Source organism: uncultured Algibacter sp., assembly GCF_947487575.1.
Taxonomy (GTDB): domain Bacteria; phylum Bacteroidota; class Bacteroidia; order Flavobacteriales; family Flavobacteriaceae; genus Algibacter_B.
Genome location: NZ_CANKXG010000011.1, coordinates 41,685 through 58,641 on the forward strand (window position 1 = coordinate 41,685; position 16,957 = coordinate 58,641).

A 16,957-nucleotide genomic window follows, 5' to 3' on the forward strand; every position below is an offset into this window, starting at 1 on the left:
CATAGTTAAATGTTGAGAACATGAAAACACAAACAATTAACAAAAAACAAGAAGTGGCAGAAAAGACAGAACGTATAACAGGTAGCGAAGCTATAGTAAAAAGCTTGATAGCAGAGGGTGTTGATATTCTTTACGGATATCCAGGAGGTGCTATTATGCCTGTTTATGATGAGTTATACAAATTTCAAGATAAAATTCATCATGTTTTAACACGTCATGAACAAGGCGCTGCACACGCTGCGCAAGGTTATGCACGTATATCTGGTAAAGTTGGTGTTGCTATGGCAACTTCAGGACCAGGAGCAACGAATTTAATTACAGGAATTGCAGATGCACAAATAGATTCTACACCGTTAGTATGTATTACTGGTCAAGTGTTTTCTCATTTATTAGGTAGTGATGCGTTTCAAGAAACTGATATTGTTGGTATTTCTACGCCAGTTACTAAATGGAATTGTCAAGTTACTAAAGCAGAAGATATTCCGGGTGCTATTGCAAAAGCATTTTATATTGCTAAAAGTGGAAGACCAGGGCCTGTGTTAGTTGATATTACTAAAGATGCTCAGATTACTGAATTTGATTTTAGATATGAAAAATGTGATGGCGTAAGGAGCTATAATCCTGTCCCAAAAACAAGTCAAGAGGCTGTTAACGCTGCTGCTGAATTGATTAATAACGCTAAAAAACCAATGATTGTTTGGGGGCAAGGTGTTATTTTGGGTCAAGCTGAAGAAGAACTTAAAACGGTTATTGAAAAAGCGGGAATTCCTGCTGCGTGGACTATTTTAGGTGCTTCAGCATTACCAACATCACATCCATTAAACATTGGTATGGTTGGTATGCACGGTAATTATGCGCCAAATAAATTGACAAACGAATGTGATGTGTTAATTGCAATCGGGATGCGTTTTGATGACCGTGTAACGGGGAGTTTAGACACGTATGCAAAACAAGCTAAAATTATTCATTTTGATATTGACCCTGCGGAAATTGATAAAAATGTAAAAACAGATGTTGCTGTTTTAGGGAATTCTAAAGAAAGTCTAGCCATGCTTGCTGATGCTTTAAATAAAAATTCTCATGAGTCTTGGTTGCAAGAATTCAAAGATTTATATGCTATTGAATTTGAAAAAGTAATAAAAGGAGATCTCCATCCTACGAAAGAAGGGTTGACTATGGGGGAGGTATTGAAGCAAATAAATATTGAAAGTAAAGGTAATGCTGCAATTGTTTCAGATGTTGGGCAACATCAAATGATAGCTTGTAGATATGCTGATTTTAATGTTTCAAAAAGTAATATTACTTCAGGAGGTTTGGGTACCATGGGATTTGCACTTCCTGCGGCTATCGGAGCTAAAATGGCAGCGCCAGAACGCGAGGTTGTAGCAATTATTGGTGATGGTGGCTACCAAATGAATATCCAAGAATTAGGTACTATTTTTCAACAAAAGACCGCTGTAAAAATTGTGGTGCTTAATAATGAATTCTTAGGCATGGTACGCCAATGGCAACAATTGTTTTTTGATAAGCGTTATGCATCTACTGAAATGACAAACCCAAATTTTGTAGCTATTGCTGAAGGGTATTACATTAAAGCAAGAAAAGTAACAAAACGTGATGAATTAGAAGAGGCTGTTAAGGAAATGATGGCTTCAAAAGAATCATATTTCTTAGAGGTTTGTGTGGAGAAAGAAGATAATGTATTTCCAATGATTCCCTCGGGAGCGTCGGTTTCAGATGTTAGATTAAGTTAAGATTAAAGAAATGAACGAAGACATAAAATCATTCACTATATCAATATATACCGAAAACAATATCGGATTATTGAATCGTATATCTGCTATTTTTCAGCGCAGACATATTAATATTGAAAGTTTAACAACATCGCAATCTGAAATTGATGGTGTAAATCGTTTTGTAATTGTAGTGAATATTACCGAGACAAATGCGACTAAGATTGTTAAACAAATTGAAAAGCAGGTTGAAACGATTAGAGCATATTATCACACTGAAGACGAGACTATTTTTACGGAGTCTTGTATGTTCAAAATTAAATCTGATTTGTTGTTTAATGAACCTCAAATTCAAAACATAATTAAAGAAAGTTATGCGAGAATAGTAACCGTAAATAAAGAATTTTTTGTACTTGAAAAATCTGGTAGAAGAAACGAAATTGAGTCTTTACGTAGAGATTTAAATGTATTTGGTATTATGCAATTTGTACGTTCTGGAAGAATTGCAGTAACAAAAGATGAAATGAAAGTAACTGAATTGCTAAAAGCATTCAATAACCAATAATAATTACAATTAAATATAACAATGGGAAATTATTTTAACACATTATCGCTAAGAGATAAATTAAATCAATTATCGAAGTGTAGATTTATGGACGCTTCAGAATTTACAGATGGCGTAAACGCATTAAAAGGTAAAAAAATAGTTATCGTAGGGTGTGGGGCTCAAGGTTTAAACCAAGGGTTAAATATGAGAGATTCTGGTTTAGATATTTCTTATGCTTTACGTGATGCTGCTATTGCTGAAAAGCGTCAGTCTTTTATTAATGCTACAGAAAATGGATTTAATGTTGGTACTTACCAAGAGTTAATTCCAACTGCAGATTTAGTGTTAAACTTAACACCAGATAAACAACATACAAGTGTTGTAAAAGCTGTAATGCCATTAATGAAAAAAGGAGCAACTTTATCTTATTCTCATGGGTTTAATATTGTTGAAGAAGGTACACAAGTACGTGAAGACCTTACTGTAATTATGGTAGCTCCAAAATGTCCAGGAACAGAAGTTCGTGAGGAATATAAAAGAGGTTTTGGTGTGCCAACATTAATTGCAGTACACGAAGAAAATGACCCAGAAGCAAAAGGTTGGGCACAAGCAAAAGCTTATGCAGTAGCAACTGGTGGTGATAAGGCAGGTGTTTTAGCATCGTCTTTTATTGCTGAAGTGAAGTCTGATTTAATGGGAGAGCAAACTATTCTTTGTGGGTTATTACAAACAGGTTCAATCCTTTGTTTTGATAAAATGGTTGAAGAGGGTATTGATGCAGGTTATGCTTCTAAATTAATTCAATACGGATGGGAAACTGTAACAGAAGGTCTTAAATATGGTGGTGTAACTAACATGATGGATCGTCTTTCTAACCCAGCAAAAATTAAAGCGTTTGAATTATCTGAAGAATTAAAAGATATTATGCGTCCGTTATTCCAAAAACATATGGATGATATTATTGAAGGTCGTTTCTCTGCTGGTATGATGGCAGATTGGGCTAATGATGATAAAGATCTATTAGGATGGAGAGCAGCAACTGCTGAAACTGCATTTGAAAAAACACCAGCTGGAAACGTTGAAATTTCTGAGCAAGAATATTATGATAATGGTGTATTAATGGTTGCTATGGTAAGAGCAGGAGTAGAATTAGCTTTTGAAGCTATGACTGATTCAGGAATTATCGATGCCTCTGCATACTACGAATCATTACACGAAACACCTCTTATTGCAAACACCATTGCAAGAAAGAAGTTGTACGAAATGAATAGTGTGATTTCTGATACGGCAGAGTACGGATGTTACTTATTCGACCATGCATGTAAACCGTTATTAACAGATTTTATGAAAAATATCAAAACAGATGTTATCGGTAAGCCTTACGCTGTAGATAACGGTAACGGTGTTGATAATGCAAAACTTATTGAAGTAAATGCAGCTTTAAGAAATCATCCAGTTGAAAAAGTAGGTGAGTTTTTAAGATCTTCTATGACGGCTATGAAGCCAATAGTATAACAAGTACTACTAAACTAAACTATATTTTTAAAAACCTGTCGGATGATATCATTTTGACAGGTTTTTTATTACAACAAATTGTAACTTGCATTAAAGATTGAATATTAAATTATAAAAAAATGAATCAGGAGAAACAGACTTACTTTCCTACTATAGAAAATGTAAAAATAGCTGCAAAAGCTATTAGAAAAGTCTCAACTGTAACACCTTTAGGTCATAGTTTAAGATATTCAAAACAGTATGACTCTAATATCTTTTTAAAACGTGAAGATTTACAGCAAGTTCGCTCTTATAAAATTAGAGGAGCATATAATAAAATAAGTTCGCTAAGTACTGAACAATCTAAAAAAGGAGTGGTCTGTGCAAGTGCAGGAAACCATGCGCAAGGTGTGGCTTTGTCTTGTAAGCTATTAAAAATAAAAGGCACTATTTATATGCCTGCTCCAACACCAAATCAAAAGGTAGAACAAGTTAAAATGTTTGGAGAAGATTTTATAGAAATTAAATTAGAAGGTGATACGTTTGATGACTCTTATTATGCAGCAATAGCGGAATGTAATGGGTTAAAAAAAACATTTATTCACCCATTTAATGATGAAAAAGTTATTGAAGGACAAGCTACTATCGGTTTAGAAATTTTAGAACAATTTGATGCGTCCATTGATTATGTTTTTATTGCAGTTGGAGGAGGAGGTTTAGCAGCAGGATTATCAACTGTGTTTAAAGCATTGTCCCCAAATACGAAAATTATTGGTGTTGAGCCAGAAGGGGCACCTTCCATGAGTGAATCCATAAAAAATGACAAGAATACAGAGTTAAAATCAATTGAGAAATTTATTGATGGTGCTGCCGTAAAACGTGTTGGCGATTTAAACTTTGCTATATGCAAAGAGAATCTTGATGATATGATTACAGTGCCAGAAGGTAAAGTATGTGAAACTATTTTAGAGCTTTACAATAAAGATGCTATTGTAGTTGAACCAGCAGGAGCTTTGAGTATTTCGGTTTTAGACTTTTATGCTGAAAAAATAAAAGATAAAAATGTTGTTTGTGTTGTTAGTGGAAGCAATAATGATATTACAAGAACTCCTGAAATTAAAGAACGCGCATTATTATATGCAAATTTGAAACATTATTTTATTATAAATTTCCCACAAAGAGCGGGTGCGTTAAAAGAATTTGTGGTTGATATTTTAGGAGAGAATGATGATATTACTTATTTTCAATATGCTAAAAAAACAAATCGTGAAAACGGTTCTGCAGTAGTAGGAGTTCAGCTAAAATCAGCTTCTGATTTAGAACCTTTAATTAAAAAAATGAAGCAAAATGATTTTTATGGAGATTATTTAAATGATAAACCAGATTTGTTTCAGTTTTTGGTGTAAATCGATTAACTTTATAATTGAAAATCAATATGTATATGAAAGTAATCAAAATTATAGTTTTAGCAATCTTTTCAGTAGCTTTATTAAGTTGTGGAGGAAAAGAAGAAAAGAAAAAAGAAGGATTTAGGTATGATAAGAAATCTGAGGTTTCTAAAACTGTTGAAAATAATCTTAACGATATTGTAATTACAGGCAATGATGCTATGCAATTCAATAAAAAAGAAATTAAAGTTAAGGCTGGTAAAAAAGTAAAAATCACATTAAAGCACATTGGTAAGATGGATAAAAATGTGATGGGACATAATTTTGTTTTGCTAAAGCAAGGTGTGAATCTAGTGGCTTTTGGAAATAAAGCAGCATCAGCAAGGAAAAGTGAATATGTTCCTGAAGGCTCAAAAGATGTTATTGCGTATACAAAACTTATTGGTGGAGGAGAAACCGCTGTTATTGAGTTTGATGCTCCTGAGGTTGGGACTTACGAGTTTTTATGTAGTTTTCCTGGGCATTATGGTATGATGAAGGGGATGTTTATTGTAGAATAAACTTTAATTTAAATCAAGGATTTCAATATTCTTAAATTCTACTGGATGACTTTCGCTTTGTAGTGAAATATAACCGCTTTTTAATGGTTGATATTCTTTAGATTTCCAAAGGGCTTTATTGTGGTCTACAGTACCACCAAAATGTGGTTTTGAATACCGTAATACTTCTTTGCCGTTTATAAAATGTTTGATTATAGAATCGTGTCTAACTTCAATTTCTACATGAACCCATTGCTCACCATGATAAGTATTAGATGATGATTGAATAATATGTTCAGTCACTAAAGTGTCATTGTATTTCACATGTGTTCCAGGAGTACACAAATTGCCTGTTGGTCGCTTATTAATACCGTTTCCGCCTAAAAGCTGCACTTCTATGGATACAGGAAAATTTTGTTTTAAACCCATGCCTTTTGGGTCTTCACAATGAATCATAATACCACTATTTCTTGAAGCCCATGGTCTGCCACCCGAAATTTGTTCTCCAGTAAAACGGTAATCCATCTTAAAACGATAATTACTGTATTGATTTTTATAAAAAATATGCCCAAAGGTATTATTAAAAGAGTCATAGGCTTTATATGAAACTTTCATTACACCATCTTCAACTAAAAATGTGTTTTTGTAATTATCTCCTAATGCATATCCTCTTATTTTTGGAGTCCAGCCATCCAGATTTTTCCCATTGAATAGTTTAATCCATTTTTCTTTTTGAGAACAAGAATATAATGTTGTTACAACAAGGCAAAGCACAAAAGTTTTCATAAAAGCATTTACCATCTTTGAAAAGACCAAGTGTGACCATTTGGAACATTTTCTAATGGAATACATCCTAATTGTTGCCCAGGAACAGGGTCGTAATTTAAAACGTCTTCACCTATTTTTTCTGAAGTAAAGTAACCTAACAAAGTATATCTTCTTACTGCTATTAAAAATTTGTAGAGCATGTAGTGGTCTTTTTCTAAATCTGGTAGGGTTTCTAAATACTTACTTTGTTGTTGTAAAATGGTTGTAGTAGCTTTTTTAGAAAGTTTAAATAAAGATGTTAAAAGTGTTTCAAACTGTGCTTTTTTGCCTTTTTTAGCTTCTAAATCAAATGTAGTTTTAAATAATTTGGAAAATACTAAAGCTCCTTTTTTAAATAGATTCTGATTTGCTTTTTGTTCAATCTCGTTATAGATCATATCAATAAACTGAGGTACATTCACATCTAAAGCTCCAGGAGTATCGGTAGTTGGTAGAATAATATCAGTTAAGTGGGTTACCATATATTTTTCTTCAGAAGATAAAAAAAGTGGTTTCCAATCTTTATTTGTAGCACTGCAAGACGATACTATATTTAGAATAGTAGGCGTTGCAACTGCGTACCCTAATCCAATACTTAACTGTTTTAATGCGGTTCTTCTATCCATATTTTAGGATGTTTTTTTGTTTTTTTTAAACTCAGCTGCTGCATAATTTGCAGCTCTAGCAGTAATAGCCATATAGGTTAAAGATGGGTTTTGACATGCAGAAGATGTCATACACGATCCATCGGTTACATAAACATTTGGTACAGCGTGTATTTGGTTGTATTTGTTTAATACTGATGTTTTTGGGTCGCGCCCCATTCTGGCAGCACCCATTTCGTGTATACCTATTCCTGGTGTACTTTCGTTATTATGCCCTTTTACATCTTTAAAACCTGCAGCTTTAAGCATGGCAACGGCTTGTTGTTCAATATCTTCTTTTATTCTAAATTCGTTTTCTCTAAAGGTTACATGAAAATCTACAGTTGGTAAGCCCCAATCGTCTAGTTTGTCGTAATTTAATTCAATTCGGTTATCATGGTAAGGTAAACACTCACCAAAGCCAGTCATACCTATTTGCCATTGCCCCGGTTTCATTAAACTATCTTTCAAGTCTGCACCAAAACTAAGTTCTCCCATACCGCTTTTCCAATCGGTTCTACTTGCTCTTCCTTGATAGCCGTAACCTCTTAAGAACCCTTTTTGTTTTGTTTTTTCATCTAAATTTCTAAAGCGAGGAATGTAAAAGCCGTTGGGTCTTTGGCCTTTATAATAAACATCTTCAAAACCGTCCATTTTAGCCGAAGCACCAGAGCGTGTGGTGTGGTCCATAATATTGTGCCCTAATTCTCCACTATCATTACCCAAACCGTTTGGAAAACGTTCTGATTTAGATTGCATTAAAATACTAGCACTACCAATGGTGGAGGCACAACTAAAAATTATGGAAGCTTTAAAAAATATTTTTTCGTGTGTTTCTGCATCAATAATGCGCACACCTAATGCTACCCCTTTTTTATCATCATAAACTATTTCATAAGCAATAGAGTTGGGTCTCAAATGCATATTGCCTGTACGTTCTGCAGCAGGAAGTGTTGAAGAGTTACTGCTAAAATATCCACCAAATGGGCATCCTCTAACACATCTATTTCTAAATTGACAATTGGAACGTCCCTCATGTACGGCATCACCTGTTTTGTGAGCTGTTCGTCCTATGGTTAGTAAACGGTCATCAAAATTTTCTTTTAATTTTTTTTGAAAATCAAGCTCCACACAATTTAGCTCCATGGGTTTTGTTAATTTACCATCAGGCAATTGTGAAAGTCCTAAATTTTGCCCCGATACACCAATAAAAGTTTCTACTTTGTCATACCAAGGCGAAATATCTTTGTAGCGTATAGGCCAATCTACACCATGACCATCTTTTTTATTGGCTTCAAAATCCAAATCGCTTAATCTATAAGATTGTCTTGCCCACATGAGCGATCGCCCACCTACGTGATACCCTCTTATCCAACTAAAAGGTTTGGGCTCATTATACGGATGTTTAAAATCGTCTACAAACCAATGTTGACTTGTAGGTGCTAATATATAAGACTTGTTTTGTTTGGGTTGTTTTTTAACATCTTCAGGATTTTTTATACCTCTGTGTTTTAAATCCCAAGGGTCTTGATGCATAGTAGGATAATCTTCAATATGTTTTACCATGCGCCCCCGATCTAAAACAAGCGTTTTTAGTCCGTTTTCACAAAGCTCTTTAGCTGCCCAACCTCCACTTATGCCTGTGCCAATTACAATGGCGTCATAGGCGGTAGGGTATTCGGTTATCTTATCTTCAATCATTTAAATATTTAAGTCTTTTTAAGAGTAAATTGATAATTAAATCTTGCAAAATTTAAGGAATTTATAATTAAATTCTTAATTATTAGAAAATTAATTAATTTGCATGAATTAAAAGTTTATTTTTCTACTGAATAAAACAGATCATGATATGTTCGATTCAAAAGCATTCAATAAACTACTAACGAATCAATTTATGAAAAGACGCGATTTTGTAAAACAAACATCTAAAGCAAGTTTAGGAATAGCTGCATTAGGCATGTATGCTTGTAAAAATGCAACAAAACAACAGGCACAAGAAGCTATTATTGAGGATAAAAAAGAAGCGGATTTGTTTTTCAAAATATCACTGGCGCAATGGTCGTTGCATAATGCTTTGTTTGATAAGAAGATGAATAATCTTGATTTTGCTGCTGCTTCCAGAGGTTTTGGGTGTGAAGGTTTAGAGTATGTAAATGCTTTTTTTAAAGATAAAGCGACAGACAAGGCGTATTTAAAAGAGATGAATAATAGGGCAGATGCTGAAGGGCAACAAAACGTGTTAATTATGATTGATGGTGAAGGTAAGTTAGCGCATGCTGATACAAAAGCACGATTACAGGCCATTGAAAACCATCATAAATGGGTAGATGCGGCTCACTTTTTAGGTTGTCATGCCATTCGTGTTAATTTAGCGGGAGGGGTTAATAAGGTAGATGCTGCAAAAGCTGCAGTTGATTCTTTAGAACAACTCTCAGCGTATGCAAAAGATTCTAATATTAATATTTTAGTTGAAAACCACGGTGGCTTTTCTTCAAATGGTGAATGGATGTCTGGCGTGTTTTCAAATGTGAAAAGTGAAAATTGTGGCACCTTGCCAGATTTTGGAAATTTCTGTATCACTAAAGATAAAGACCGTAATTGTTTAGAGGCTTACGATAGGTATAAAGGTATGGAAGCATTGCTCCCTTTTGCTAAAGCGGTAAGCGCAAAGTCTTATGATTTTGATGCTAACGGTAACGAAACCACTATAGATTTTATGAAAGTGATGAACATGGTAAAGGACGTAAATTATACAGGATTTGTAGGTGTTGAATATGAAGGTAAGCGTTTACCCGAAGATGAAGGTATAAAAGCAACCAGAGATTTATTGCTTAAAGTGGGGAAACAACTGTCTTAAAAATAAAACCAACCAAACCAAATAAATTATGGAACATGTTAATAAGAATAGACTGTTTTTAGCAAGTTGTTTAGCCTTAATTACTACAGCAATGACGTTTGCCATTCGAGCACGATTGGAAACCGTTTTTGGTCCCGAAGGCGTTGGTTTAACTTTAGAGCAAATTGGTTATGCTTTTGCACCAGCATTTTTTGGATTTACAATAGCCATGATTATTGGTGGACCGTTAGTAGATTTATTAGGTATTAAAAAAATAACGTGGATGGCGTTTATAACGCATGCTGTTGGTATTGTGTTAACGTTGATGGCAGATTCCATGACGTCACTATTTATTGCAACACTTTTTATAGGCATTGGTAATGGTTTTGTGGAGGCTGCTTTAAACCCCATGGTAGCATCAATGTATCCTGAGGAAAAAACTAAAATGCTAAATCGGTTTCATGTATGGTTTCCTGGAGGTATCGTAATTGGTGCATTGGTGGGTTGGCTTGTTATGGATGTTTTAGGGTTAAGTTGGCAAGTTATGGTAGGCACTTTGTTTGTGCCTTTAGCAATTTATGGATTTTTGTTTTTAGGGCAAACTATTCCGGTAACAGAGCGTGTGCAGTTGGGTATTAGTAATAAAAAAATGTTTTCCAGTGTTTTAAAGCCTTTGTTTTTATTCATGGTGGCTTGTATGTTTTTAACTGCAGCATCAGAATTGGGAACTACACAACGTATAGAATCTTTGTTGAAAGCATCGGTAGCTAAACCTTTGTTAGTGTTAGCATTTATTAATGGTATTATGGCTTTGGGGCGTTTATTTGCAGGTAAGGTTGTGCATAAATTAAGTCCTTCTGGAATGTTGTTATATTCTGCAATATTTACGTTTGCAGGCTTGTGGTTGCTCACCATATCTAGTGGTGGAATGACGTTTGTTGCGGCCGCAGTTTTTGCGGTAGGTGTTACCTTTTTCTGGCCAACAATGCTTGGTTTTGTAGCAGAGTATTTACCAGAAACTGGTGCTTTGGGACTTTCCATTATGGGAGGTGCAGGTATGTTTTCAGTATCAATTGTGCTCCCTGTAATGGGTAATTTAATGGATAATGCAAGTGCTGCGGAAGCGTTACGAACCATGTCTATCTTACCTGCAATACTTATTGTAGCGTTTTTAGGATTACATATGTATATGAAAAAAAGAAATAAAGTAGAAGCTTAAATAGAATATGAGTAGGAAATTAAGAATGGGAATGGTTGGCGGTGGCGCTGGCTCATTTATAGGCGATGTACATAGAAAGGCTGCGGCTATTGATGGGGTGATTGAATTGGTATGTGGTGCATTTAGTAGTACTGCAGAAAAGTCTATTACATCTGGCATAGCACTTGGCTTAGACGAAAGCCGATGTTATGGTACGTTTGAAGACATGATGCAAAAGGAAAAAGCATTGCCTGAGGATTTGAGAATGGATTTTGTGGCTATTGTAACGCCTAATCATATGCACTTTCCACCAGCAAAAATGGCTTTAGAGCATGGGTTTCATGTTGTTTCAGATAAACCTGTAACTTTAACTTTAGAAGAAGCCGAAGCACTGGAAAAGATTGTTGGAAAAAGTGGAAAGCTATTTGCGCTTACACATAATTACACTGGCAATTCTATGGTAAAACAAGCCAAAGCTATGGTAGCAAAAGGCGAACTTGGAACCATTAGAAAAATACAAGCGCAGTATTTACAAGGGTGGTTATCTACACCTTTGGAGAAAACAGAGCAAAAGCAAGCGGCTTGGAGAGTAGACCCCAAACGTTCTGGTATTGGTGGTGCTTTAGGCGATATTGGTACGCATGCCGAAAACCTAATTGAATACATTACTGGATTAAAAATAGAGGAAATTGCGGCCGATTTAGGTCGATTTGGCGAAGGTCGTGTTTTGGACGACGATGGCAATATGTTGATACGTATGGAAAATGGTGCGAAAGGCACAATGTCTATTTCGCAAATTGCTTTAGGTGAAGAAAATAATTTAGGTATTAAAGTGTACGGTACAAAAGGCAGCTTGGAATGGTATCAAGAAAATCCGAATGAATTGATTACGCGTTGGCTGGAAGCACCCAAAAAAATATACACGCCAAACGGCAATGGTTTGCATGATGAAGCTTTGGCGGTTTCTAGAATTCCTGCGGGACACCCCGAAGGGTATTTAGAGGCTTTTGCTACTATTTATAAAAATTTTGCAACACATGTTAATGCTGTTTACGAAGGAAAATCTATTGATACACCAGATTATCCTACGATTGCTGATGGTGTTCGTGGGATGAAATTTATTTACGCTGCTGTAGAAAGTGATACCAATAATGCAGCTTGGACAAAAATTTAACCTATATCTAGACCTGTCAGGTTTTAAAAACCTGACAGGTCTTTTTTGAATTAAAGGTATTTGATAATAAGTTAACTAGCGGATAAAATAAAAATTGGCAAATACACCCGCGTTAGGGATTGCAGTGGAAAGCCCACAGCCCGACGTAGGAGGTGCGAGGACTTGCAACGTAAAGCCCGACCCTTGTGGTAACGCCCAAATAAAAAATAATTGAGTTCTCAATTCCACCCTTCTGGGGAGGTTAGGAGGGGCTTATAAACAATATTTTATGAAAACTATAAAAGGACCAGCAGTATTTTTAGCGCAATTTGCAGGAAGTGAAGCGCCGTTTAACAGTTTGGATGGCATGTGCAAATGGGCTTCAGATTTAGGATATAAAGGCATACAAATACCAACTTGGGAAACGGGATTAATTGACATTGAGAAGGCCGCGGATAGCCAAACGTATTGTGATGAGTTGAAAGGAAAAGTGGCGTCGTACGGCTTGGAAATCACAGAATTATCGACACACTTGCAAGGGCAATTGGTGGCTGTAAACCCTGCGTATAACACCATGTTTGATGGGTTTGCACCAGAAGCCGTAAGAGGCAACCCAAAAGCTAGAACGGAATGGGCGATAGATTTTGTAAAAAAATCTGGAACAGCAAGCGCGCGTTTGGGGTTAAAGGCACATGCTACGTTTTCGGGAGCGTTAATGTGGCATACCGTGTACCCATGGCCGCAGCGTCCTAACGGATTGGTAGAGATGGGTTTTAAGGAATTGGCGGCGCGTTGGCTACCTATTTTAAATCATTTTGATACGCAGGGTGTGGATGTGTGTTATGAAATTCATCCGGGGGAAGATTTGCACGATGGGATATCGTATGAACGTTTTTTAGAGGCTACGGGACATCATAACCGTTGTAATATTTTGTACGACCCGAGTCATTTTGTGCTACAGCAGTTAGATTATTTGGCGTTTATAGATATTTATCATGAGCGTATTCGTGCGTTTCATGTAAAGGATGCTGAGTTTAATCCAACGGGTAAGCAAGGTGTTTATGGTGGTTATGCCGATTGGAAAGATCGTGCTGGGCGTTTTAGAAGTTTGGGCGATGGACAGGTAGATTTTGGCGGTATTTTTTCAAAACTGACTAAATACGGGTTAGATTTATGGGCGGTTATGGAATGGGAATGCTGCATAAAATCTTCGGAGCAAGGCGCAAGAGAAGGCGCACCATTTATTCAAAAACATATTATTGAAGCGGCAACGCGTAGTTTTGATGATTTTGCTGGTGGTGCTATTGATGCCGATTATTTGAAAGGTATTTTGGGAATTTAGGAGCAATTAAATGAAAATAGTAAACTGTAAATCAACTATGTTAAAATCAACATTTTATTTATTATTGGGATTTGTCTTTTTTGCAAGTATATCCTGCCAGTCTAAAGACGAAAAAATTAAAGTTTTAATTGTTGATGGACAAAATAATCACGTAGTGTGGCCTAAATCAACAATAATGATGAAGCAATATTTGGAAGAAACTGGTGTGTTTCAAGTTGATATTTCTAGGACTCAATTCTTGAATAAAAGTGAAACGTTTAGTGAATGGTTAGCATTAGCTGATGTTCCTAAAGGTGTTGAAGGTAAACCGAAAACGGATCCAGGTTTTAATCCAGATTTTTCAAAATATGATGTTGTTATTTCTAATTTTGGCTGGCAGGCAGCATCTTGGTCTGAGAAAACAAAGGCGGAATTTGAGACTTATGTGAATAATGGTGGCGGTTTTGTTAGTGTCCATGCTGCTGATAATAGTTTCCCAGAATGGAAAGCATATAATAAAATGATTGCTATTGGTGGTTGGGGAAATAGAAATGAAAAAGATGGGCCTTATTTATACGTGGATAAAGATAATATGCCTAAAAGAGATTATACTGAAGGGGCTGCAGGTAGCCATGGTCCCAAAGAACCATTTCTTGTGACTACTTACAATAAAGAACATCCGATTACAAAAGGTATGCCTGATTCATGGATGCACACCAGTGATGAATGTTATGCGTTTTTAAGAGGACCTGCTGAGAATGTAACTATTTTGGCTACAGCGTTATCAAGTAAAAAAGCACCAGAGTTAGAACAAAAAGAACCCGTAGTCATGGCCATAGATTATGGTAAAGGCAGAGTTTTTCACACAACTCTTGGTCACGATACAACATCATTTGAATGTGTTGGTTTTATAACGCTTTTAAGACGAGGCGTTGAATGGGCAGCTACAGGGCAAGTTGTTAATAATGAGATGCCTGAAGATTTTCCTACTGCTCAAAAAACAGCTTCTAGGTCTTTTAAAGTACAGAAATGATTATAGGAACGGCCATTTTAATTAACTTTCAAAGTAAAATTTGCTAAAAATCCGTTATAAAATTAAGTTTTTTGAAACAAAAGCATGAAATAATAGAAATTTCTATAATTGTTGTTAAAAACTCTATGATTTTTAACCATTTAAAAAAATAATATCTTAGTTTTACACTGTGAAAAATTTAAAAAATAAAATACGTTGTTCTACTCCCGGTTTGCCCGTGCGCAATCGCCGTCGCTTCTAATGCTCCAATATTAGTAAAAACCAAACGTAATTTTAATTTTTCAAAAAGTGTCTAAAAATTTTCTCATAGTATTTCAAAATAAAGTTAATTCGATAATTAACAACAGTTCTATTATGCGCCGTAAATTTCCACGTCGCCCGTAAGGGTATGTATCAATTTATTGAATTAGGTGAGTCCAGTTCAGCTTTAAAAACAGATAGTAATTGACATTAATAAAGACAAGGAAATGAAGGTTGTAATAGCCGATAAATCACACATTAAATATGCAGATGTAATTTGTGAAACCATTGAAGCCTCAGCTCAAATTAGAGGTACGGGTATCGCAAAACGTACACCTGAATATGTAGCATCCAAAATGGAAAATGGAAATGCTGTTATTGCTATTGAAAATAGTAAATTTGCAGGGTTTTGTTATATAGAAAAGTGGGGTCATGGTAAGTTTGTTGCCAACTCTGGTTTAATAGTACATCCGGATTTTAGAGGAAGAGGACTTGCTAAAAAAATTAAGCATAAAGTATTTGAGCATTCTAGAAATAAGTTTCCAGATGCTAAGGTGTTTAGTATTACTACGGGCCCAGCTGTTATGAAAATGAATAGTGATTTAGGTTATAAACCTGTACCGTTTTCTGAGTTAACAGACGATTCAACTTTTTGGGATGGTTGTCAAACTTGTAAAAATTACGATGTTTTAACACGCACAAACAGAAAAATGTGTTTATGTACAGGTATGTTGTACGACCCTAAAAGTAAAAAAGAAGATATAAAGCCAATAAAAGAAAGCGTGTTTATGCGTTTAAAGAAAATCAAGCAAGCTTTGTTTTTAAAAAAAGATAAAAAATAATAAAATGAAAAAATTAGTAATAGCCTATAGCGGTGGATTAGATACTTCATATTGTGCGGTAAGTTTATCGAAGGAATATGATGTACATGCAGTAAGTGTAAATACAGGTGGATTTACAGATGAAGAAATAAAGCATATAGAAAGTAACGCTTATAAAATGGGAGTTTCAACATATAAAAATATTGATGCGGTAGCCACATTTTACCAAAAAGTAGTGAAGTATTTAATATTTGGAAATGTTTTAAAAAACAGCACATATCCTCTTTCTGTAAGTGCAGAACGTATTATTCAAGCCATTGAAATTATTGAATATGCAAAGAGTATTGATGCAGAATATATTGCTCACGGAAGTACTGGTGCAGGAAATGACCAAGTACGTTTTGATATGATTTTTCAAACATTGGCGCCAAATATTAAAATTATTACACCAATTAGAGACGAGAAATTAACTAGACAAGAAGAAATTGACTATTTAAAATCTGAGGGTATTGATATGCCTTGGGAAAAATCTAAATACTCTGTAAACAAAGGGCTTTGGGGGACAAGTGTTGGTGGTGTTGAAACTTTAGAATCTGAAAAACCTTTACCATGTGAAGCATATCCGTCGCAGTTAGAAAAAGAAGGCGAAGAAAAAGTATCATTGACTTTTAAGAATGGTGAGTTTGTGGCGTTAAATGGAGAAGAAAATACTCCTGAAGTAAATATTGAGAAATTAAACGATATAGCCTCGGCATATGCCATTGGTAGAGATATTCACGTTGGAGATACCATTGTTGGGACAAAAGGACGTGTTGGTTTTGAAGCTGCTGCTGCTTTAATTACAGTAAAAGCACATCATTTATTAGAAAAGCACACACTTACTAAATGGCAATTACAACACAAAGAATATTTGTCTAGTTTCTACGGGATGCATTTACATGAAGGTCAGTATTTAGACCCTGTAATGAGAGATATTGAATCCTTTTTACAAAGTTCTCAAAAGATGGTTTCTGGTAATGTTGTTGTGGCTTTAAAACCGTATCACTTTTCTTTAGATGGTATTGTATCAGACCATGATTTAATGTCGAGTAAGTTTAGTACGTATGGTGAAGAAAACAAAGCTTGGACTGCTGATGATGCAAAAGGATTTATTAAAATTCTAGGAAACCAAAATAAAATATACAGACAAGTAAATTCTTAAGA

Annotated in this window: 15 protein-coding genes; 12 read left to right on the forward strand and 3 right to left on the reverse strand. The window is 35.2% G+C overall.

Annotation, left to right across the window (positions count from 1 at the left end):
• The first annotated feature begins 20 nt into the window (after positions 1-20).
• The 5 genes from ilvB to azu all read left to right on the forward strand — a co-directional run bounded on the left by ilvB (position 21) and on the right by azu (position 5,722).
• Positions 21-1,754: a biosynthetic-type acetolactate synthase large subunit gene (gene ilvB / locus Q0870_RS12850; RefSeq protein ID WP_298555945.1), complete on the forward strand. Its 1,734-nt coding sequence runs from the start codon at positions 21-23 to the stop codon at positions 1,752-1,754.
• A 10-nt stretch (positions 1,755-1,764) separates the two neighbouring features.
• The gene (gene ilvN / locus Q0870_RS12855) at positions 1,765-2,298 is read left to right on the forward strand and encodes an acetolactate synthase small subunit (RefSeq protein WP_298555947.1); all 534 of its coding nucleotides are present in this window, start codon (positions 1,765-1,767) and stop codon (positions 2,296-2,298) included.
• A 21-nt stretch (positions 2,299-2,319) separates the two neighbouring features.
• A complete protein-coding gene (gene ilvC, locus Q0870_RS12860) occupies positions 2,320-3,795 on the forward strand; it encodes a ketol-acid reductoisomerase (RefSeq protein ID WP_298555949.1) in 1,476 nt (491 codons plus the stop codon).
• A gap of 119 nt (positions 3,796-3,914) precedes the next feature.
• On the forward strand, positions 3,915-5,180 hold the full coding sequence (ilvA, locus tag Q0870_RS12865; protein WP_298555950.1) for a threonine ammonia-lyase IlvA: 1,266 nt from the start codon (positions 3,915-3,917) through the stop codon (positions 5,178-5,180).
• Between the two features lie 35 nt (positions 5,181-5,215).
• On the forward strand, positions 5,216-5,722 hold the full coding sequence (azu, locus tag Q0870_RS12870; protein WP_298555952.1) for an azurin: 507 nt from the start codon (positions 5,216-5,218) through the stop codon (positions 5,720-5,722).
• 3 nt (positions 5,723-5,725) lie between these two features.
• Here the strand turns inward: azu and Q0870_RS12875 are convergent, their stop codons facing one another.
• From Q0870_RS12875 to Q0870_RS12885, 3 genes are read right to left on the reverse strand one after another with little or no spacing between them, the layout of a single operon-like run.
• Positions 5,726-6,487: a DUF1080 domain-containing protein gene (locus Q0870_RS12875; RefSeq protein ID WP_298555954.1), complete on the reverse strand. Its 762-nt coding sequence runs from the start codon at positions 6,485-6,487 to the stop codon at positions 5,726-5,728.
• 8 nt (positions 6,488-6,495) lie between these two features.
• Complete coding sequence (locus Q0870_RS12880; RefSeq protein WP_298555956.1) at positions 6,496-7,134, reverse strand: gluconate 2-dehydrogenase subunit 3 family protein; 639 nt, start codon at positions 7,132-7,134, stop codon at positions 6,496-6,498.
• A gap of 3 nt (positions 7,135-7,137) precedes the next feature.
• Positions 7,138-8,853: a GMC family oxidoreductase gene (locus Q0870_RS12885; RefSeq protein ID WP_298555958.1), complete on the reverse strand. Its 1,716-nt coding sequence runs from the start codon at positions 8,851-8,853 to the stop codon at positions 7,138-7,140.
• Between the two features lie 193 nt (positions 8,854-9,046).
• Here Q0870_RS12885 and Q0870_RS12890 point away from each other — a divergent pair, with 193 nt between their 5' ends.
• From Q0870_RS12890 to Q0870_RS12920, 7 genes are all read left to right on the forward strand, one after another.
• The gene (locus tag Q0870_RS12890; protein ID WP_298555960.1) at positions 9,047-10,009 is read left to right on the forward strand and encodes a TIM barrel protein; all 963 of its coding nucleotides are present in this window, start codon (positions 9,047-9,049) and stop codon (positions 10,007-10,009) included.
• A 28-nt stretch (positions 10,010-10,037) separates the two neighbouring features.
• The gene (locus Q0870_RS12895; RefSeq protein WP_298555962.1) at positions 10,038-11,207 is read left to right on the forward strand and encodes an MFS transporter; all 1,170 of its coding nucleotides are present in this window, start codon (positions 10,038-10,040) and stop codon (positions 11,205-11,207) included.
• Between the two features lie 7 nt (positions 11,208-11,214).
• Positions 11,215-12,360, forward strand: a complete 1,146-nt coding sequence (locus Q0870_RS12900) for a Gfo/Idh/MocA family oxidoreductase (RefSeq protein ID WP_298555963.1) — start codon at positions 11,215-11,217, stop codon at positions 12,358-12,360.
• 268 nt (positions 12,361-12,628) lie between these two features.
• Entirely contained in the window at positions 12,629-13,681 is a 1,053-nt protein-coding gene (locus Q0870_RS12905; RefSeq protein WP_298555965.1) for a sugar phosphate isomerase/epimerase, read from the forward strand.
• Positions 13,682-13,718: 37 nt separating this feature from the next.
• Entirely contained in the window at positions 13,719-14,693 is a 975-nt protein-coding gene (locus Q0870_RS12910) for a ThuA domain-containing protein (protein ID WP_298555967.1), read from the forward strand.
• 467 nt (positions 14,694-15,160) lie between these two features.
• Positions 15,161-15,775, forward strand: a complete 615-nt coding sequence (locus tag Q0870_RS12915) for a GNAT family N-acetyltransferase (RefSeq protein WP_298555968.1) — start codon at positions 15,161-15,163, stop codon at positions 15,773-15,775.
• Positions 15,776-15,779: 4 nt separating this feature from the next.
• Positions 15,780-16,955 carry an argininosuccinate synthase domain-containing protein gene (locus tag Q0870_RS12920; protein ID WP_298555970.1) on the forward strand — a complete coding sequence of 392 codons (1,176 nt, stop codon included), beginning with the start codon at positions 15,780-15,782 and terminating at the stop codon, positions 16,953-16,955.
• The last annotated feature ends 2 nt before the right edge of the window (positions 16,956-16,957 follow it).